12 protein-coding genes and 1 tRNA gene are annotated in these 19,970 nt (G+C 51.2%); 10 read left to right on the top strand and 3 right to left on the bottom strand.

Annotated elements, in window-relative coordinates; genetic code table 11:
• Window positions 1–367: 367 nt before the first annotated feature.
• Window positions 368–2,185 carry an arginine--tRNA ligase gene (gene argS / locus C233_RS0120270; protein WP_018669335.1) on the bottom strand — a complete coding sequence of 606 codons (1,818 nt, stop codon included), beginning with the start codon at window positions 2,183–2,185 and terminating at the stop codon, window positions 368–370.
• A gap of 105 nt (window positions 2,186–2,290) precedes the next feature.
• The gene (locus tag C233_RS0120265) at window positions 2,291–2,557 is read right to left on the bottom strand and encodes an HU family DNA-binding protein (RefSeq protein ID WP_018669334.1); all 267 of its coding nucleotides are present in this window, start codon (window positions 2,555–2,557) and stop codon (window positions 2,291–2,293) included.
• A 206-nt stretch (window positions 2,558–2,763) separates the two neighbouring features.
• On the opposite strand from C233_RS0120265, the gene C233_RS0120260 reads away from it, so the two are divergent.
• From C233_RS0120260 to secDF, 5 genes are all read left to right on the top strand, one after another.
• The gene (locus C233_RS0120260; protein ID WP_018669333.1) at window positions 2,764–3,447 is read left to right on the top strand and encodes a rhomboid family intramembrane serine protease; all 684 of its coding nucleotides are present in this window, start codon (window positions 2,764–2,766) and stop codon (window positions 3,445–3,447) included.
• Window positions 3,428–4,318: a rhomboid family protein gene (locus C233_RS0120255; protein WP_018669332.1), complete on the top strand. Its 891-nt coding sequence runs from the start codon at window positions 3,428–3,430 to the stop codon at window positions 4,316–4,318. Before C233_RS0120260 ends, C233_RS0120255 begins: the two co-directional genes overlap by 20 nt.
• A gap of 9 nt (window positions 4,319–4,327) precedes the next feature.
• On the top strand, window positions 4,328–5,428 hold the full coding sequence (locus C233_RS0120250; RefSeq protein ID WP_018669331.1) for an endonuclease/exonuclease/phosphatase family protein: 1,101 nt from the start codon (window positions 4,328–4,330) through the stop codon (window positions 5,426–5,428).
• A 61-nt stretch (window positions 5,429–5,489) separates the two neighbouring features.
• Window positions 5,490–7,574 (top strand): M3 family metallopeptidase, encoded by a 2,085-nt coding sequence (locus C233_RS0120245; RefSeq protein WP_025069185.1) that lies wholly within the window; start codon window positions 5,490–5,492, stop codon window positions 7,572–7,574.
• 83 nt (window positions 7,575–7,657) lie between these two features.
• Window positions 7,658–10,660 carry a protein translocase subunit SecDF gene (gene secDF / locus C233_RS0120240; protein ID WP_018669329.1) on the top strand — a complete coding sequence of 1,001 codons (3,003 nt, stop codon included), beginning with the start codon at window positions 7,658–7,660 and terminating at the stop codon, window positions 10,658–10,660.
• A 64-nt stretch (window positions 10,661–10,724) separates the two neighbouring features.
• Here the strand turns inward: secDF and C233_RS0120235 are convergent.
• A tRNA-Arg gene (locus C233_RS0120235) sits at window positions 10,725–10,796 on the bottom strand.
• A gap of 176 nt (window positions 10,797–10,972) precedes the next feature.
• On the opposite strand from C233_RS0120235, the gene C233_RS0120230 reads away from it, so the two are divergent.
• The 5 genes from C233_RS0120230 to C233_RS0120215 all read left to right on the top strand — a co-directional run bounded on the left by C233_RS0120230 (window position 10,973) and on the right by C233_RS0120215 (window position 19,787).
• Entirely contained in the window at window positions 10,973–12,820 is a 1,848-nt protein-coding gene (locus tag C233_RS0120230) for a 2-oxoacid:acceptor oxidoreductase subunit alpha (RefSeq protein WP_018669328.1), read from the top strand.
• Between the two features lie 14 nt (window positions 12,821–12,834).
• The gene (locus C233_RS0120225; protein WP_018669327.1) at window positions 12,835–13,839 is read left to right on the top strand and encodes a 2-oxoacid:ferredoxin oxidoreductase subunit beta; all 1,005 of its coding nucleotides are present in this window, start codon (window positions 12,835–12,837) and stop codon (window positions 13,837–13,839) included.
• Between the two features lie 236 nt (window positions 13,840–14,075).
• A complete protein-coding gene (locus tag C233_RS24315) occupies window positions 14,076–14,537 on the top strand; it encodes a hypothetical protein (RefSeq protein ID WP_154656084.1) in 462 nt (153 codons plus the stop codon).
• 135 nt (window positions 14,538–14,672) lie between these two features.
• Entirely contained in the window at window positions 14,673–18,056 is a 3,384-nt protein-coding gene (locus C233_RS0120220) for a SusC/RagA family TonB-linked outer membrane protein (RefSeq protein ID WP_018669326.1), read from the top strand.
• A gap of 36 nt (window positions 18,057–18,092) precedes the next feature.
• On the top strand, window positions 18,093–19,787 hold the full coding sequence (locus C233_RS0120215) for a SusD/RagB family nutrient-binding outer membrane lipoprotein (RefSeq protein WP_025069186.1): 1,695 nt from the start codon (window positions 18,093–18,095) through the stop codon (window positions 19,785–19,787).
• Window positions 19,788–19,970: the final 183 nt, after the last annotated feature.

The raw sequence follows: 19,970 nt of genomic DNA, 5'->3' as shown, positions 1-19,970 counted from the left end.
ACGGAACAGGAAGACGGAAATCCTGTGGATTTTCTTTGGAATACATACGGCAAATGCCGTACTGATGATAGACAAGATCAGGAACAGGACGGTGAAAGCGGCATGATATGATTTTACAGGCAGAGGCAGAAGATGTCTTCAGACTTCTTCCCGAGCGTCATGTCTTGTAGGGTAAGATTGTGTGAGAAATTACAGGAATAGGACTATAAAAATGGCATATGAAGTGAGTATGCTCTATCATCTTCATATGCCATCTTGATTTTTAGGGACATTTACTGAATATCCCTCCCTACGAAACCGTAAGGAGGGATTTTCATATTATGTTATACATATTATATAATGTGTCCGGTTACATAATGTGTTCCGATTACATTCTGTCGGGTACTTCGATACCGAGTAACCCCATACCCAGGCGCACCACCTTAGCCACGTTCTCGGACAGGGTGAGACGGAATATCTTCACTGCCTCGTTCTCTTCACGCAAGATGCTGAAGTCGTGATAGAACTGATTGTATTCCTTCACGAGGTCGTAGGTGTAATTGGCTATCAGGGAAGGACTGTAATCCTCACCCGCTTGCTTCACGATAGCGGCGAAGTCTGCAAGCATCTGTATCAGCCCCTCTTCCTTCTCGCTCAGTTCGATACCTGCGGGAAGCTGTGCCGGAACGGTAATGTCCGCCTCTTTCGCCTTGCGAAGGACAGACTGGATACGTGCGTACGTATATTGGATAAAAGGTCCCGTATTGCCGTTGAAGTCTATGGATTCTTTCGGGTTGAACGTCATATTCTTACGGGCATCTACTTTCAATATGAAATACTTCAAAGCGCCCAGGCCGACGATACGGGCTATATTATCGGCTTCCTCCTTGGTCAGGCCGTCCAGCTTGCCCAGTTCTCCGGAAGTTTCCTTGGCGGTATTAATCATCTCGGACATCAGGTCGTCGGCGTCTACCACCGTACCCTCGCGGCTTTTCATCTTGCCTTCGGGCAGTTCCACCATACCGTAGGAGAAGTGTACCAATCCCTTGCCCCATTCGAAGCCTAACTTATCCAGCAGAATGGAGAGTACCTGGAAGTGATAGTTCTGCTCGTTGCCCACTACATAAATCATTTTGTCGATAGGGAAATCGGCAAAACGCAATTTCGCCGTACCTATATCCTGTGTCATATAAACGGAAGTGCCGTCCGCACGGAGAAGCAGCTTATGGTCTAAGCCTTCGCCCGTGAGGTCTGCCCATACGGAACCGTCTTCCTTGCGGTAGAAGAAACCTTTCTCCAGACCTTCCATAACTTTCTCCTTGCCTTCCAGGTATGTTTCCGATTCGTAATAAATCTTATCGAAAGTAACTCCCATCATACGGTAAGTCTCGTCGAAACCGGCATATACCCAGTCATTCATTTTCTTCCACAAGGCGCGTACTTCAGGGTCACCGGCTTCCCACTTCACCAACATCTCACGCGCCTCTTTCATCAAAGGGGATTCCGCCTCGGCCTTGGCTTTGGCTTCTTCCTCGCTCATCCCCTCGCCTTGAAACTTCGCCGTCAATTCCTTTACTTCCGCCTTATAATGTTTGTCGAAAGCCACATAGTAATCGCCAATCAGGTGGTCGCCCTTCTTACCGGAAGACTCCGGAGTTTCGCCGTTGCCGTATTTCTGCCATGCCAGCATCGATTTGCAGATATGGATACCGCGGTCGTTCACGATATTCGTCTTTACCACTTTGTTACCGTTGGCCGAGATGATATTGGCCAGTGCATTGCCCAGCAGGTTATTGCGGACGTGTCCTAAATGGAGGGGTTTATTCGTATTGGGCGAAGAATACTCAATCATCACCAGCGGAGACTGGTCTGTAGCGGAAACAATGCCATACTGTGCATCGGCATGAATGCCGTTCAGCAGTTCAATCCATGCCGAAGAAGCAATCGTAAGGTTCAGGAACCCTTTGATAACATTGAATGCCGAAACCGAAGGCTCGTTTGCCTGCAGATATTCGCCTATCTCCTGCGCCGTCTGTTCCGGCCCTTTCCTGGACATGCGGAGGAAAGGGAAAACGACCAGTGTGAGGTGTCCTTCAAATTCTTTCTTGGTTTTTTGCAACTGCACCTGCGCGGCCGGAACATCCTGGCCGTACAATGCTTTCAGTCCGCTTGTTACGGACGTTACCAATTTCTGTTCTATATTCATGATTCAAACGTGTTTTCTGTGCGCAAAGATACGAACTATTTTTAATTCCATAAAAAAGGAGACGTTGTATGCGTCTCCTTTTCCCAAGTTTTATCTATGTTCTGTTTATTCGATAATCAATTCTGAACCAGCCTTGAATTTAGCAACCTTTTTCGCCGGAATCTGAATAGCCTTTTTCGTTGCCGGATTGATACCTACGCGTCCCGCTCTTTCTACAACGGAAAATGTACCGAAGCCAACCAATGCAACCTTATCACCCGCTTTCAATGCCTTCGTTACGGATGTAACAAACGCATCCAGGGCTTTCTTCGACTCAACTTTTGACAATCCAGCCTCAGCTGCCATTGCACTAATAAGTTCTGATTTATTCATAAATACAACTGATTAATTAATATGTTACACAAAAGATAATTTCTCCGCACTACTTCTTACAAAAGTAGAGCAATATTTCTGAATATCAAATAAAAACATTAAAAAAAGGCAGGAAAATAGAGAAAAAAAGGGAATAGGAGTTCCTTTTTCTGTTATAGAACAGAATTTATTCGTACTTTTGCCAAATAAAGCGAAAAAGTCAGATTATGAATACTATACCAACAGTTACTAAAAACCTGTTAATCATCAATGTGCTGATGTTTCTCGGTACGCTTGTAGCTCAAAGTTACGGTATCGACTTGAATAAATACCTGGGGCTGCATTTCTTCCTCGCGGGAGACTTCAATGCGGCACAGTTGATTACTTATATGTTCATGCACGGCGGGTTCACCCATTTATTCTTCAATATGTTCGCCGTATGGATGTTCGGCCGCCTTCTCGAGCAGGTATGGGGACCGAAACGCTACCTGTTCTACTACCTCGCATGCGGTATCGGCGCAGGGCTTATCCAAGAACTCGTGCAATACATCCACTACGAAACGGTGCTTTCGGCATACGACAGCGTCAACACCGGATATTCCGTAATTCCAATGGAGGAATACCTCAATATGCTGACGACCGTCGGAGCTTCCGGAGCCGTATATGCTATCCTGTTAGGATTCGGCATGCTGTTTCCCAACCAGCCCTTGTTCATCTTTCCGCTGCCGTTTCCTATCAAAGCCAAATACTTCGTTATCGGATACGCCCTGATAGAACTATATTCGGGACTTGCCAACAATCCGAGCGACAACGTCGCACACTTCGCCCACCTGGGCGGTATGATATTCGGTTTCATACTAATTATGTACTGGAAAAAAAAGAACAGAGGAAATGGCTACTATTATAACTGATTTAAAGGAATTGTTCCGTAGGGGAACTATCTATATACAACTGATTTATATCAATGTGGCGGTATTTATCCTCACCACATTGGCAGAGGTCGTACTGCAACTTTTCAACCGGAGCCTCGGAGGGGTGTTCGAGTGGCTGGAGTTGCCCGCCTCCCTTTCCCGCTTTATCATCCAGCCCTGGTCTGTATTGACCTATATGTTTATGCATGCGGGGATATTGCATATTCTGTTTAATATGCTGTGGCTGTATTGGTTCGGCGCCTTGTTCCTGAACTTTTTCTCCGCCAAGCATTTGCGCGGGGTATATATCCTGGGGGGTATTTGCGGCGGAGTGCTCTATATGGCAGCCTACAATATCTTCCCCTACTTCCGCCCGATGACGGAATATTCTTTTATGCTGGGAGCATCGGCCTCGGTGCTTGCTATCGTAGCGGCTGCCGCTTACCGGGAACCTAACTACCCGATACGCCTTTTTCTTTTCGGGACCATGCGCCTGAAATACCTGGCATTGATTGCTATCGGCATGGATTTGCTATTCATCACGTCCAACAATGCCGGCGGTCATATCGCCCATTTGGGAGGGGCGCTGGCAGGGTTATGGTTCGCAGCCAGCCTGAGCAAAGGCACGGACATTACCGCATGGCTCAATAAAGCGCTGGATGCCGTTGCCGCCCTATTCAGTTTCAAGCCCCGGAAACCCAGGATGAAAGTCCGCTATGGAAGCGGCAGGCAGAAAGATTATGATTATAATGCCCGAAAGAAAGCTCAGTCCGACGAAATAGACCGTATCCTCGACAAGCTGAAAAAGTCCGGATACGAAAACCTGACAACGGAAGAAAAGAAGAGCTTGTTCGATGCAAGTAAACGATGATGTGTACGTATGAAGCATTTCGGTAACTTTGTCGCTCTCCTGATTTTAGCGATTAATGCTTTATTTACAGGCCTCCTGCTATTAGCGGCATACAGCCCTTATATCCAGCCGGTATCCCACCCGGTACAGTCTTGTTTCGGGCTGACCTTTCCTATTTTCGCACTTATCAACGGCTGTTTCCTCATTTTCTGGCTCGCCATACAGCGGTACAAAACCGCCTTACTGCCCCTGACGGGGCTTTTGCTGTGCTACTCGCAACTGCGTACCTATCTTCCTCTCAACTTCCATACTTCCGAGATTCCCGAAGGAAGCATCAAACTCCTGTCCTACAACATCATGGGATTCGACGGAGACGGGAAGAAAGACGGGAAGAACCCGATACTTACTTACCTGAAAGAGAGCAATGCCGACATCCTCTGCCTGCAGGAGTATGCATCCGACGAGTCGCCCCGCCACCTCACGCAAAAAGACATAGAGCGGGAGTTAAAAGCCTACCCTTACCACCGCATCAACCTCATAGGCAGCGGCAGCGGCTATACCAACAAGATAGCCTGCTATTCCAAGTTCCCCATTCTCTCCTCCCGTGTCCTGGATTACCCGAGCGGGTATAACGGTTCCGTATTGTACGAGCTCAAGCTGGGCGAAGATACGATTACCCTCATCAACAATCACCTGGAATCGAACAAGCTGACCAAAGCGGACAAAGACATTTACGAAGATATGCTGAAAGCACCCGAGAAGGAAAAAGTCAAAAGCGGCGTACGGCTGTTGGTGCACAAGCTGGCGGAGGCTTCCGCTATCCGTGCTCCGCAGGCGGACACCATTGCACGGGCGATAGCTTCCTCCCGGCATCCGTCCGTTATCGTCTGCGGGGATTTCAACGATACCCCCATTTCGTACACCCACCGTACCATAGCACAACATCTGGACGATGCCTTCACCCAATCGGGACGGGGACTGGGTATATCCTACAATCAGAATAAGTTCTACTTTCGGATAGACAATATATTAATCAGCAAGAACTTACGGTCTTATAACTGTACAGTAGACCGGTCTGTCAAAGACTCCGACCATTATCCGATATGGTGTTATATAGCCAAACGGCAATGAGCCTCCTTTCGCAAAACGAATAACCATTAATAAAATCTAATTATCTAATACCCTGGCATCTATGTTGAAAAGAAGTATTTTAATTTTAGCAGCAAGTTGTATGATGTACTCCTGTACCACCCGGACGGAGAGCAATCCGTTCTTCACCGAGTTCCAGACTCCGAATGGTATCCCTCCCTTCGATAAAATCAAACTGGAACACTATGAGCCTGCGTTCCTCAAAGGAATAGAGGAGCAAAACGCCCGTATCCAGGCCATAATAGACAACCCCGAAGCACCGGGTTTCGAGAATGTAATCGTTGCTTTCGACAACAGCGCCCCCATGCTCGACCGTGTGAAAGGCGTTTTCTTCAATATGACGGAGGCCGAAACCAACGACTCCCTGAACGCCCTCTCCATAAAACTCGCCCCGGTACTGTCCGGGCATGAGGACAATATTTCGCTCAACCGGGCATTGTTCGACAAAATAAAAGCCGTTTACCAACAAAAGGATTCCCTGGGGCTGACAACCGAACAGCAGAGGCTTCTGGAAAAGACATACAAAGACTTCGTACGCTCCGGCGCCAACCTCTCCGCCGAAGAGCAGACCCGCCTGCGCGAAGTGAACAAACAGCTTTCCACCCTGGGTATCACCTTCAGCAACAACATCCTGAACGAGAACAACGAGTTCATGCTCTTTGTGGATAAGCAAGAAGACCTTGCCGGGCTTCCCGAATGGTTCCGCCAAAGTGCCGCCGAAGAGGCGAAAGCCGCCGGCCAGGAAGGGAAATGGCTGTTTACGCTGCACAACGCCAGCCGCATCCCGTTCCTGCAATATTCCGCCAACCGTCCGCTACGCGAAAAGATGTACAAAGCCTACATCAACCGCGGTAACAACAATGACAAGAACGACAACAAGAAAATCATCGCCGACATCATCGGCCTGCGCCTCGAAAAAGCCCGGCTGCTGGGTTTCAACTGCTACTCCGACTTCGTATTGGACAACACCATGGCAAAGAACTCCGCCACCGTAATGGAGTTCCTGAACAACCTGTGGGGATATGCCCTGCCTAAAGCCAAGGCCGAAGCCGCCGAACTCCAGCAACTAATGGATAAGGAGGGCAAAGGCGAGAAGCTGGAAGCGTGGGACTGGTGGTATTATACCGAGAAACTGCGTAAAGAGAAATACGACCTCGAAGAAGACCAAATCAAACCCTACTTCAAATTAGAGAACGTGCGCGAAGGGGCATTCGCCGTTGCCAACAAACTCTACGGTATCACGTTGACCAAACTCGACGGTGTTCCCGTTTATCATCCCGATGTGGAAGTTTTCGAAGTAAAGGACGCAGACGGCTCGCAACTGGGCATCTTCTACGTAGATTACTTCCCGCGTCCCGGTAAGAGCGGCGGTGCATGGATGAGCAACTACCGCGAACAGAAAGGCGGCATCCGCCCACTGGTATGCAACGTAGCCAGTTTCACCAAACCCGTCGGCGACACTCCTTCCCTGCTCACAATCGATGAGGTGGAAACCTTGTTCCACGAATTCGGCCATGCCTTGCACGGGTTGCTGACCCGATGCAACTATCAAGGCGTTGCCGGCACGAACGTAGTGCGCGACTTCGTAGAGCTCCCGTCGCAAATCAACGAACACTGGGCTACACAGCCCGAAGTGCTGAAAATGTATGCCAAGCATTACCAGACCGGCGAAACCATACCCGACAGCCTTATCGAAAAGATTTTGAAGCAAAAAACCTTCAACCAGGGCTTCATGACTACCGAGTTGCTTGCAGCCGCCATTCTTGACATGAACCTGCACAACCTCACGGACGCCCGGGACATCGACGTAACGGCCTACGAAAAAGAAGCGATGAAGCAGCTCGGCTTAATCCCCGAAATAGCTCCCCGCTACCGTACCACCTACTTCAACCATATCGTAGGCGGCTATGCGGCAGGTTATTACAGCTATCTATGGGCTAACGTCTTGGACAATGACGCTTTCGAGGCATTCAAGGAGCACGGCATTTTCGACAAGACTACCGCCGACCTTTTCCGCCATAATGTCCTGGAAAAAGGAGACAGCGAAGACCCGATGACACTCTATAAGAAATTCAGGGGTGCAGAGCCCCGATTAGAGCCGATGTTAAAAAATCGCGGTATGAAGTAAGAATTGTGAAAAAAAAGCTATATTTGCAGCCTTATATACGATAGAAATCAATTAAAAAGTAATCATAATAAACTAAAAGTAACATGCAAAACAAAGGATTTGTAAGGGTTTTTGCGATATTGCTCACACTGGTGTGTGTGTTCTATCTCTCCTTCTCTTTTGTAACTCGCCACTATACCAATAAGGCAAAAGAGTTCGCAAAAGGCGATGTGAAAGTGGAGCAGGACTACCTCGATTCTCTGGCAAACGAGAAGGTGTGGTTCGGCAATTGGACGCTGAAACAATGTCGTGAAATGGAAATCAGTTTAGGTTTGGACTTGAAAGGCGGTATGAACGTCATCCTGGAAGTGTCGGTTCCCGACGTTATCAAGGCGCTGGCGGACAACAAGCCCGACGAGGCATTCAACCAGGCACTGGCAACTGCCGCAAAACAGGCTACCACAAGCCAGGAGGACGTTATCACGTTGTTCATCAGGGAGTACCACAAGGCTGCTCCGGGCGCTCCTCTCTCGCAACTGTTCGCCACCCAGCAACTGAAAGACAAAGTAAACCAGAAATCTTCCGACGCAGAAGTCGAGAAAGTATTGCGCGAAGAAGTAAAGGCAGCCGTAGACAACTCATACAATGTACTCCGTACCCGTATCGACCGTTTCGGTGTGGTTCAGCCCAACATCCAGAGCCTGGAAGACAAAATGGGACGTATCATGGTGGAACTTCCGGGTATCAAAGAGCCTGAGCGTGTAAGAAAATTGTTACAAGGTTCCGCTAATCTGGAATTCTGGGAAACGTACAACGCAAAAGATATCGCCTCCTACCTGCAATCGGCAGACGCCAAATTGCGCGCCATATTGGCAAGCAGTACCGAAGCGGAAGCAGACAGCACAGCCGCCGAAGCTCCTGCCGTGGCACAAGCCACCAGTACGACCGACAGTCTTGCCGCCGCACTGAAAGGCGAGAACAAAGCCCAGGCTGCCGACCTCGAGCAAATCAAGAAAGAACATCCGTTGCTGGCAGTGCTCCAGGTTAACCCCAGCGGACAAGGTCCCGTTGTAGGTTATGCCAACTACAAAGACACCGCCGACATCAACAGATACCTCTCCATGCCGGAAATTCAGGCGGAAATGCCGAAAGACCTGCGCCTGAAATGGGGTGTTTCTCCTTATGAGTACGACCCGAAAGCCCAGACCTTCGAACTGTATGCAATCAAATCTACCGAACGCAACGGACGCGCTCCGCTGGAAGGCGACGTAGTGGTAAATGCCAAAGACGAATACGACCACTACGGCAAGCCCGCCGTAAGCATGTCCATGAATACGGACGGTGCACGCCGCTGGGCACAGCTCACCAAGCAGAACGTAGGCAAGGCTATCGCTATCGTACTGGACGGGTATGTATATTCCGCACCGAATGTAAACCAGGAAATTACCGGCGGTAACTCTCAAATTACCGGCCACTTCACTCCCGAGCAGGCGAAAGACTTGGCAAACGTATTGAAATCCGGTAAGATGCCGGCTCCCGCCCACATCGTACAGGAAGACATCGTAGGTCCGTCTTTGGGACAGGCCTCTATCAATGCCGGTATCATGTCGTTCATCGTGGCATTGATTCTGCTGATGATTTACATGTGCGCCATGTACGGTTTCGTTCCGGGCATGGTTGCCAACGGCGCCCTGGTGCTGAACATGTTCTTCACACTCGGTATCCTTTCATCCTTCCAGGCAGCGCTGACGATGTCCGGTATCGCCGGTATGGTGTTGTCACTCGGTATGGCTGTGGATGCCAACGTGTTGATTTACGAACGTACCAAAGAGGAGTTGCGCGCAGGCAAAGGGGTTAAGAAAGCACTTGCCGACGGTTACTCCAACGCTTTCTCGGCAATCTTCGACTCCAACCTGACGTCTATCATCACAGGTATCATCCTGTTCAACTTCGGAACCGGTCCTATCCGCGGCTTCGCCACCACATTGATTATCGGTATCCTGATTTCGTTCTTTACTGCCGTGTTCATGACACGTCTGTTCTACGAACACTTCATGAACAAGGACAAACTGCTTAACCTGACATTCTGTACGGGCATCTCCAAGAACCTGATGGCGAACGTGCATTTCGACTTCATGGGCAGGAACAAGATTTGGATGACGCTGACGGGTGCGGCAATCGTAGTCTGCATCGGTTTCCTCAGCATACGCGGCCTGAGCCAAAGTATCGACTTCACCGGCGGACGTAACTTCAAGGTACAGTTCGAAAACAAGGTAGAGCCCGAACAAGTGCGCGAATTGATTGCCAGCAAGTTCGGCGATGCCAACGTAAGCGTCATCGCTATCGGTGCGGACGGTAAGACCGTACGTATCAGTACCAACTACCGCATCCAAGAGGACGGCAACAACGTAGACTCGGAAATCGAAGCTTACCTGTACGAAACCCTGAAACCGCTGCTAACCCAGAATATCACGCTGGAAACATTCATCGACCGTGAGAACCATACGGGTGGCAGTATCATCAGCTCGCAGAAGGTAGGTCCGAGTATCGCGGACGACATCAAGGTATCGGCAATCTGGTCTGTCGTACTGGCACTGATTGCTATCGGCCTGTACATCTTGCTCCGTTTCCGCAACATCGCCTACTCTATCGGTTCCGTATGCGCACTGGCGTGCGATACTATCATCATCCTGGGCTTCTATGCCATGTGGTGGGGTATCCTGCCGTTCTCGTTGGAAATCGACCAGACGTTCATCGGTGCTATCCTGACGGCTATCGGTTACTCTATCAACGATAAGGTGGTAATCTTCGACCGTGTGCGCGAGTTCTTCGGTCTCTACCCGAAACGCAACAAGAAGCAACTGTTCAACGACTCGTTGAACACGACCCTGGCGCGTACTATCAACACCTCGCTCAGTACATTGATTGTATTGCTGTGTATCTTCATCCTCGGTGGAGACTCTATCCGCAGCTTCGCATTCGCAATGATTCTGGGTGTCGTATTCGGTACATTGTCCTCCCTGTTCGTTGCATCTCCTATCGCATACATGCTGATAAAGAACAAAAAAGGAGTAGAACAGGCAGTAACTGTTGAAGAAGCTAAATAATTCTTAAAAGTAAAGCCATACATAGAAAAAGAGGAAATCTCCGCGGAGATTTCCTCTTTTTTTGTAGTCTCGCCGGGAATCGAACCCGGATCTAAAGTTTAGGAAACTTCTATTCTATCCGTTGAACTACAAGACCTTTTGCATAGATTCTGCATATAATAATAGAATGTGGGTACAAAGATAATGTATTCTGCTGATTTTCCGAAAAAAGTTTTGTTAATCCGATTAACTTTGCGAAATTTGTCCGCCAACAAAGCAGCAATGTAACTTTTCTAATATGATATCTAAATAATATATAGTAATTCGTAAGTTATGGCAAACGACATGATAGTCAAAGAACTGGAGCAGGTGGTAGTCCGCTTCTCCGGAGACTCCGGCGACGGTATGCAACTCGCCGGCAACATCTTTTCAACAGTTTCGGCTACGGTAGGTAATGACATCAGCACATTCCCCGACTACCCGGCGGACATCCGCGCCCCGCAAGGCTCGCTGACGGGCGTATCGGGCTTCCAGGTACACATCGGTGCGAACAAAGTCTACACCCCCGGCGACAAATGCGACGTGCTGGTAGCTATGAATGCCGCTGCATTGAAAACACAATATAAGTTTGCCAAATCTACCGCATGTATCATCATCGATACGGATGCTTTCCAGAAATCGGATTTGGAAAAGGCAGCCTTCAAGACAGACGACCCCATTGAAGAAATGGGAATCAAGCAGGATGTCATCGCCGCCCCTATCTCCAAAATGGTGAAAGACTGCCTTGCCGATACCGGCATGGACAATAAATCCATGCTGAAATGCCGCAATATGTTTGCAGTGGGACTGGTATGCTGGCTGTTCAACCGCGACCTGACGATAGCCGAGGACTTCCTCCGCGAGAAATTTGCCAAGAAGCCCGAAGTAGCGGAAGCCAATATCAAGGTTATCCGCGTCGGATACGACTACGGACACAACACCCATGCCTCCGCCGCGCACACCTACAAGATTGAAAGCAAGATAAAAGCCCCCGGACGTTACATGGATATCACGGGTAACAAAGCCACTGCCTACGGCTTCATCGCCGCCGCCGAGAAAGCAGGGCTGAAGCTCTACTTAGGCTCCTACCCCATTACCCCGGCAACCGATGTGCTGCACGAACTCTCCAAGCATAAATCGCTGGGCGTAATCACCGTACAGTGCGAAGACGAGATTTCCGGCTGCGTCTCCGCTATCGGCGCATCCTTTGCAGGCGCACTGGCCGTTACCTCCACCTCCGGACCGGGCGTCTGCCTGAAATCGGAAGCCATGAACCTCGCCGTTATTATGGAACTGCCGCTCGTGGTGCTCGACGTACAACGCGGCGGCCCCGCCACCGGCCTGCCCACCAAGTCGGAACAGACCGACCTGCTGCAAGTGCTTTTCGGCCGTAACGGCGAAAGCCCCATGCCCGTACTTGCCGCCACCTCGCCCACGGACTGCTTCGAATGCGCTTACATGGCATCCAAGATAGCACTGGAACACATGACGCCCGTCGTACTGCTGACGGACGCCTTCGTAGCCAATGGCTCGGCATCGTGGAAGCTGCCCAAGCTCGCCGATTATCCCGCTATCGTGCCGCCCTACGTACGTCCCGACATGCAAGGCTCGTGGACGCCCTACCAGCGCAATGAAAAGACCGGCAGCCGCTACTGGGCTATCCCCGGAACGGAAGGCTTCACCCATATCCTCGGCGGACTGGAAAAGGACAACAGGACGGGCGCTATCTCTACCGACCCCGAGAACCACGACCTGATGACCCGCCTGCGTGCCGAGAAGATTGCTAAAATCGAAGTGCCCGACGTAGAAGTGGAAGGCGACAAAGAGGATGCCGACCTGCTGATTGTAGGCTTCGGAGGCACATACGGCCACCTGCATGCCGCTATGGACGAACTCCGTGCGGCAGGCAAGAAGGTAGCACTCGCCCACTTCAAGTTCATCAACCCGCTGCCTAAGAACACGGCGGAAGTGATGAAACGCTACAAGAAGGTAGTAGTGGCAGAGCAGAACATGGGACAGTTTGCCGGATACCTGCGTATGAAAGTAGACGGCTTCGTTCCCTACCGGTTCAACCAGGTAAAAGGCCAGCCCTTCCTGGTAAACGAGTTAGTACAAGCATTTGAGGAGATTATCAAAAACTAAAAACGAAAAGAACTATGTGCGAATATACAGCAAAAGATTTCAAGAAAGGGCAACCCCGCTGGTGTCCGGGTTGCGGCGACCACTTTTTCCTCGCATCCCTGCATAAGGCAATGGCCGAAATAGGCGTTCCTCCCCACCAAACGGCAGTAATCTCCGGTATCGGCTGTTCCAGCCGCCTGCCCCACTATATGAATACGTACGGCATGAACACCATTCACGGGCGTGCCGCAGCTATCGCCACAGGCTGCAAAGTTACCAATCCGAAACTCGCCGTATGGCAAGTGAGCGGCGACGGCGACGGGCTGGCTATCGGCGGCAACCACTTCATACATGCCAACCGCCGCAACATCGACCTCAATATGATTCTGCTGAACAACCGCATCTACGGCTTGACGAAAGGACAATACTCCCCGACATCCCCTCGCGGCTTCGTAAGCAAGTCATCCCCCTACGGTACGGTAGAAGACCCGTTCCAGCCGGCAGAGCTCTGCTTCGGCGCACGCGGCCACTTCTTTGCACGCGCCGTAGCCACGGACGCAGCCGGAACAGTGGAAATCCTGAAAGCCGCCTACCGCCACAAAGGTGCCAGCGTCTGCGAAATTCTCCAGAACTGCGTCATCTTCAACAACGGCACGCACGACGCCGTTGCCAAGAAAGAAGACCGTATCAAGAACGCTATCTACTTGAAACACGGCAAGCCCATGCTCTTCGGTGAGAACAACGAATACGGACTGATGCAGGAAGGTTTCGGGCTGAAAGTGGTGAAGCTCGGCGAAAACGGCATCACGGAAAAGGATATCCTCGTACACGACGCCCATTGCCAGGACAATACCTTGCAACTGAAGCTCGCCCTAATGGAAGGTCCCGACTTCCCGATTGCCCTCGGTGTAATCCGCGATGTGGAAGCCCCTACTTACGACGATGCCGTACACGCCCAAATTGAAGAGGTATCCGCCAAGAAGAAATACCACAGCTTCGAGGAGCTGCTGATGACAAACGATACCTGGGAAGTGAAATAACCCTTCACTGCACAGGAACTCCGTACATACCGATTCCCCCTTCACCCTCCGCATCCCCTTATTCACCGGGGATAGCGGGTGAAGGGGGATTTCTTATACCCCAGCGGGCGAGGCAACCGCCGCCGTCGTACCCGGCAACAGTCCCGAACAGCCGATACAACCCGGTACAAGACATAGGCTAAACTCCGCTATACCCCGTTCAAGATGCGGCAATGCCCGATAGAAAACCGCGCTATATGCACAATAAAACCCCGTTTTGCAACTGCGGGCTGTCCGGTTGGCATATGCAGGCCGTACAGTTGCCAGTTGCAGGCTGTACAGCCCGCAACTGCGGGACGAAGAAAATCACAAAGGATAGCCGCATTTTACCGCGTGCATTGCGAGGTTTTACCACGTGTACAGTGGAGTTCCTGCAAGGTATCACTACATTTTCTACAAGGTATCGCTGCATTTCTCTACGAAATATCACCGCCTTCTCCACGAGGCATCGCCATGCTCCCTGCGAAGTATCGCCGCATCTCCTGCCTGGTATCCCCCTGCCTATTCGCGCAGCTTCGGACACAGGTACGGCAGAACGGACGCCAAAGCCGTACCCGGAACGGACAAGCAGGAACAGGATTGTGGAATTGCGGAACACATTTGTGGATTTTTTCCCCAATCCTCTGCGCCACACCTATACATATTATAGATATTTATAGAAAATAAATAACTGAATATCATATATATAATTTGCCATACCCGCCTTACACACCGCTTTTGGCATACGGCTTGCGCCTGGATAACTGCAAATTCCGACGGATTCAATTACACAAGATACTAATCATTGCAGAAATATGAAGTTTATCATGAAAGAAGGGGATAGCGCTTCGCACCGGAAGCAATACCTTCAGAAGGTATTAGGTATTATCGGGGGCTTGGTGCTGGCATTTCTTTTTGCAGGAAACGCCTATGCACAAGAAACCAAGACGATAAAAGGTATGGTTAGGGACGTGACGGGGGAGCCGCTTATCGGCGCCAGCGTCATAGAGAAAGGAACCAACAACGGCGTCATTACGGACGTGGACGGTAACTTTACACTGACGGTTCCTGCCGACGCAACATTGTCCATTGCCTATATGGGCTATGCCACCCGCGAAATCAGGCTGGCAAAACGCAAGAAAAAAGGCGATTTAAGGGTGACGCTGAGGGAAGATGCACAGAAACTGAAAGAAGTGGTGGTAACAGCCATGGGTATCAAGAAAGACACCAAGCGGCTGGGATATGCCGTCAGCACTATCGAATCGGACGAAATAGTAAAGGCGGGAGCAACGAACTTTGCCTCCGCCATGTACGGCAAGGCACCGGGCATCCGCATCACGCAGACGCAGGGCGGTGCTGCCGGCGCAGTATCTATCAACGTGCGCGGACTGACGTCTATCACCGGAAACAACCAGCCGCTCATCATCCTGGACGGTGTGCCTATCCGCAACGGCGGAACAGGCAAAAGCACCGACTTCGCCGAATTCGGTAACGACGGGCAGATACGCTCCAACGGCTTGGTAGACATCAATCCGGAAGATATCGAAAGCGTGAGTGTGCTGAAAGGGGCTTCCGCCACGGCACTCTACGGCTCGGAAGCGGCAAACGGCGCGGTAGTCATCACCAGCAAGCGTGCCAAGAGCGGCAAGCTTACGGTGGACTTCACGGCACAGGTAGCCACCAACCTACCCGCTTACCTGCCGAAAGTACAGACCGTATACGGCCCCGGACGCTACAACACGCTATACAGTGACTACGAAAAGCAGACGGGCGGCTTCTACCAACGCACCATGAACGGAGAAAGCTATAAAAGCTTGTATAACACCAATATGTCCTTCGGTCCGAAATACGACGGGAGCGAAGTATTGTACTGGGACGGCAAGACCCGCCCCTACCTGCCGGCTACGGACAATCCCTGGAAGGAGCTGTTCCGCACGGGGTGGACCCAGACGTACAACCTCGCCATTTCGCAAGGCACGGAAACGAGCAGCAACCGCTTCTCCTATACCTTTACGGACGAAGTGCCCAACTCGCTGACGGGTAGCTTTACGAAACACAACTTCAAGCTGACGGGTTCGTACAGACTGGCAAAACCGCTGAATATAGAATACTCACTGAACTACCTCGTGCAGGAAGTGAAAGACCGCCCGCAGACGTCGCTCAACCTGTACGGCAGTTTCACCAACATGTTCTCGTCTTTCATGGATATTCCTTACCTGAAGCAGAGCTACGTTACCAGCCTGGGCTACCGCAATACGTATGTGGGCGGCGATGCCACGCTTACCCCGGACGAGTCATGGGCATACGACCCCGGATACCTTACCGGTGTATCGAACATGCTCTGGAACATGTATCACCACCACAGCAAGGAGACGGAAAACCGCCTCATCGGTATGATACGCCCCACCTGGCAGATAACCAACTGGCTGAGCCTCCGTGCCCAACTCTCTACGGACATCACGGATACCAAGCAGACGCTCGAGTACGAAACCGAACGCCCCAATTCGCTGTTCGACCCCAGCGGCAGCTTCCAGAACATCAACCGCCGCTACGACATCGTGTACGGTGATGTAATGCTGAACTTCAACTACAACATCCGCCGCTTCGACATAGCTGCCACGCTGGGCTGGACGGGACGCTACGAAAACATGAACAACATGCGCGTTTCCACCAACGGCGGCCTGGTAACGGAAAACTGGTTCGACCTCAACGCCAGCCGCTATACCGCCAGCAGCACGTTGCAGCGTATGGAGCTGCTGAAAACGGGCTATATGGGCACGCTGAGCCTGGGCTGGGACAACTACCTGTTCCTCGAACTGACGGGACGCCAGGAGCGTTCGTCCACACTGAAAGACCAGAGTTTCTTCTACCCTTCCGCCAACCTCAGCTTCCTGTTCTCGAATGCTTTCCGCATGCCGGAATGGTGGAATCACGGTAAACTCCGTCTTTCGTACGGTGTGGTAGGTAATGCGCCGGAGACGTATGCCGCCAACATCATCTACGAGCAGGGCTCGGACAACGGTTTCACATGGAACTATGTACCTTCTTCGTGGGGTAATGCCGACATCCGTCCGGAGAAGAAGTACGAATACGAGATAGGGCTCGAAAGCAAGTTCTTCAACAACCGGCTGGGCTTCGACGTATCTTATTATAACAACCGCGTGAAAGACCAGATACTTTCCACGCCCCAGCCTTCTACATCGGGTGTGAAGTATGTGCTGATGAACGTGGGCGAGGTAGCCAACGAGGGTTGGGACATCTCCGTAAGCGCCACTCCGATACAGACCAAGAACTTCCGCTGGGACTTGACTGCCAACTACGGTATCTACCGTAACAAAGTCGTGAAGCTGGCCGAAGGAGTGCCATACCTCGAGATATCCAGCATCGGCGGCGGTGGAGCCAAGATACAGGCCGTAGAAGGCCGCCCTATGGGTGATATCTACGTGCAAGTGCCCCAGGTGAACGAGAACGGGGATTACCTGGTGTCGGACAAGGGTGTTTACCTGAACCAGACCGACCTGCAAAGGGTAGGCAACATCAATCCCGACGGTGTGGGCGGCTTGTTCAGCTCCTTCTCTTACAAGAACCTGTTCCTGGATTTCAGCATCGACTTCCGCATAGGAGGCGACGTTATCAACGAGATGTACCAGTACTCCACCGCATCGGGTCTGACGCCGGAGTCCCTGCAATACCGCGACACGGAGCATGGCGGCTTGTCTTACTACTATCCGGACAACAACAATGCCAGCGGCGTGCCGGTACAGGTAGACCCTTCGCTGGCTGCGGGTCCTAACGGAGAAATCGTTTACCACGACGGGCTTATCTTGCCGGGCGTGGTGGCTTCTACGGGCGAGAAGAATACGCGCATCATCCCTGCCGGATATTACTACAACCAGACGTACAACTGGGGCACGCAGGCCGAGCAATACACGTACCGCCACTCGGTGTTCGACAATACGTACGTCAAGCTGCGCGAGCTAACCATAGGTTACCAGTTCCCGGAAAAGCTGATTTCCAAGTTGGGAATGACGCGGCTGAGTGTATCGGTATTCGGACGCAACCTGTTCTACTTCTACAAAGCGCTGAAGAACTACGACGCGGAGTCTTCCGTAGGAACGTCCTGGGCAAGCCAGGCAGTGGTGGGCAACTCTACCACGGCAACGCGCAGTTTCGGTGTTTCGTTACGGGCAAGTTTTTAAGAGACAGAGAGTGGAGAATCGAGAGTTAACAAAGAAATGGATATGGATATGAAAAAGATGAATATAAGGTCGTTCGTACTATCGGGAGTTTTCCTGCTCGCAGCTTCCGGCTGTACGGAGTCCGACTTCGACAGCAAATATGAAGACCCCTCGAAGGTCAACAAGGTTACTATCAGCAACCTCATGGTAGGTGTCTTTCAGAAGGTAAAAGACTATGATGTCTACGAGTACGGACGTTTCTTCGGCTTCGACTCGCAATTCGTTGGCAAGTATGCGCAGACATTCGGTTACAGCAATTCCGGCGATATGTACAGCCCGGGCTACACGCCCTCCATAGACGGGCAATGGGACAATCTGTACTCGGCGCTGATGCAATACCGCAAAATGGAATCGCTGTACAACGAGGAGAGCGACAGCCAGAAAGAGCAGGACGAGGCTTTTATGCTCGCCGCCAAGGTACAGTTGTACGACTTCTTCGCCGCAACGGTGGATATTTTCGGCGATATGCCGTTCTTCAAGGCGTGTACCCTGCCACTGACCAACGACGTCAGCGCCTCGTACGCTCCTTACGACAAGGCGGAGGACATTTATAAGACGATTCTCGACGAGCTGAAAGAAATCGCCCCGCGTTTCCGTTCGGTTACCACGCCGAAGAATTTCAATACCCAGGACTTTATCAACTTAGGCGACATGGAGAAATGGGAACGCTATGCAAACTCCCTGCGCCTGCGCCTTGCCATGCGCGTAGCCGCACAGGGAGCTTTGCAGGCGGAAGGGCGCGCAGCTATCAAAGAGATTTTGGAAGACCCCGCCGGTTATCCGCTGATAGAGGAGAAGGATGATAATATCTTCATCATCAACCAGAAGTCCGGACAACTGAACTTTACCGCCGGCAGTGGGTTGGGCGACTGGGTTACGAACCGTCTTGCTTCCGGCGCTATCATAGACCGCATGCTGGGACACGGTAACTACGACATGACCAGCAGCGACCCGCAAAGCGGCGTCTATATCGAGGGTGAGGACGACCCGCGTATCTTGCTGAACTACAACCCTGTGAGCATCCTCAACCGCGAAACGGGACAAGTGGACGAGCATCGTTACCTGGGCACAGACCTCACCGTAGCAGACGAGCTGACGGAGTATTACAACTCGCAGGCACAGGATGAGGTGAATACTGCCAACAAGGGTTTCTCGCAGATTACGCAAAGGGGTTTCTTTTGGGAAAACGACAAATTCGATATGCTGATAATGGCTTCGCCCGAGATACATTTCCTGAAAGCGGAGGCTTATGCCATGGGCTATGGCGTGGCGCAGGATATGGCGAAGGCGGAAGCGGAGTTCAAGACTGCCGTCAGCCAGTCTATCACCTTGTATTATTACTATGACTCGATAGGTTCGGGAGAGAACTGCGGCCGCTACGATGCCCCCACGGACGAAGCGATTGCCGATTTTGCCGATGCCAAGTGGAACAGTGCGGAATATGTGGACAAGCTGGATGCTATCATCACGCAGAAATGGCTGCACTTCGGTTTCCTCGTCAGCCGCGAGGCATGGAGCGACATCCGCCGCACGGGTTATCCTTCGGGGCTGGTATTCCCGGAAGTTGCGGGTACTATATCCAATGTGCCGAACCGCTGGAGATATCCCAGCACGGAGGTGAACTACAACCCGTATTACAAGGATGTAGCCGATAAAGATACTTATACCGAGAAGCTGTTCTGGGCGAAATAAGGAAGGTGGTTCGCCGCAGGATTATGCGGATTGACACGGATTTTAATTCTTCAGACAGAAGAACGGGAATTCGGACAGAGGAACAAAAAGGGATATTCAGTAAATGTCCCTAAAAATCAAGATGGCATATGAAGATGATAGAGCATACTCACTTCATATGCCATTTTTATAGTCCTATTCCTG

The sequence above is a fragment of the Bacteroides gallinarum DSM 18171 = JCM 13658 genome, assembly GCF_000374365.1.
Classification (GTDB): Bacteria; Bacteroidota; Bacteroidia; order Bacteroidales; family Bacteroidaceae; genus Bacteroides; species Bacteroides gallinarum.
Note: the sequence above shows the minus strand (reverse complement) of the source record. Positions and strands in the feature narration are given on the sequence as shown.

Bases quoted from the DNA above. Each gene is read 5' to 3' on its own strand.
- C233_RS0120250 (WP_018669331.1), top strand. From the start codon at position 4,328: ATGAAGCATTTCGGTAACTTTGTCGCTCTCCTGATTTTAGCGATTAAT.
- C233_RS0120265 (WP_018669334.1), bottom strand. From the start codon at position 2,557: ATGAATAAATCAGAACTTATTAGTGCAATGGCAGCTGAGGCTGGATTG.
- secDF (WP_018669329.1), top strand. From the start codon at position 7,658: ATGCAAAACAAAGGATTTGTAAGGGTTTTTGCGATATTGCTCACACTG.
- C233_RS0120220 (WP_018669326.1), top strand. From the start codon at position 14,673: ATGAAGTTTATCATGAAAGAAGGGGATAGCGCTTCGCACCGGAAGCAA.
- C233_RS24315 (WP_154656084.1), top strand. From the start codon at position 14,076: ATGCACAATAAAACCCCGTTTTGCAACTGCGGGCTGTCCGGTTGGCAT.
- C233_RS0120230 (WP_018669328.1), top strand. From the start codon at position 10,973: ATGGCAAACGACATGATAGTCAAAGAACTGGAGCAGGTGGTAGTCCGC.
- C233_RS0120255 (WP_018669332.1), top strand. From the start codon at position 3,428: ATGGCTACTATTATAACTGATTTAAAGGAATTGTTCCGTAGGGGAACT.
- argS (WP_018669335.1), bottom strand. From the start codon at position 2,185: ATGAATATAGAACAGAAATTGGTAACGTCCGTAACAAGCGGACTGAAA.
- C233_RS0120260 (WP_018669333.1), top strand. From the start codon at position 2,764: ATGAATACTATACCAACAGTTACTAAAAACCTGTTAATCATCAATGTG.
- C233_RS0120245 (WP_025069185.1), top strand. From the start codon at position 5,490: ATGTTGAAAAGAAGTATTTTAATTTTAGCAGCAAGTTGTATGATGTAC.
- C233_RS0120215 (WP_025069186.1), top strand. From the start codon at position 18,093: ATGGATATGGATATGAAAAAGATGAATATAAGGTCGTTCGTACTATCG.
- C233_RS0120225 (WP_018669327.1), top strand. From the start codon at position 12,835: ATGTGCGAATATACAGCAAAAGATTTCAAGAAAGGGCAACCCCGCTGG.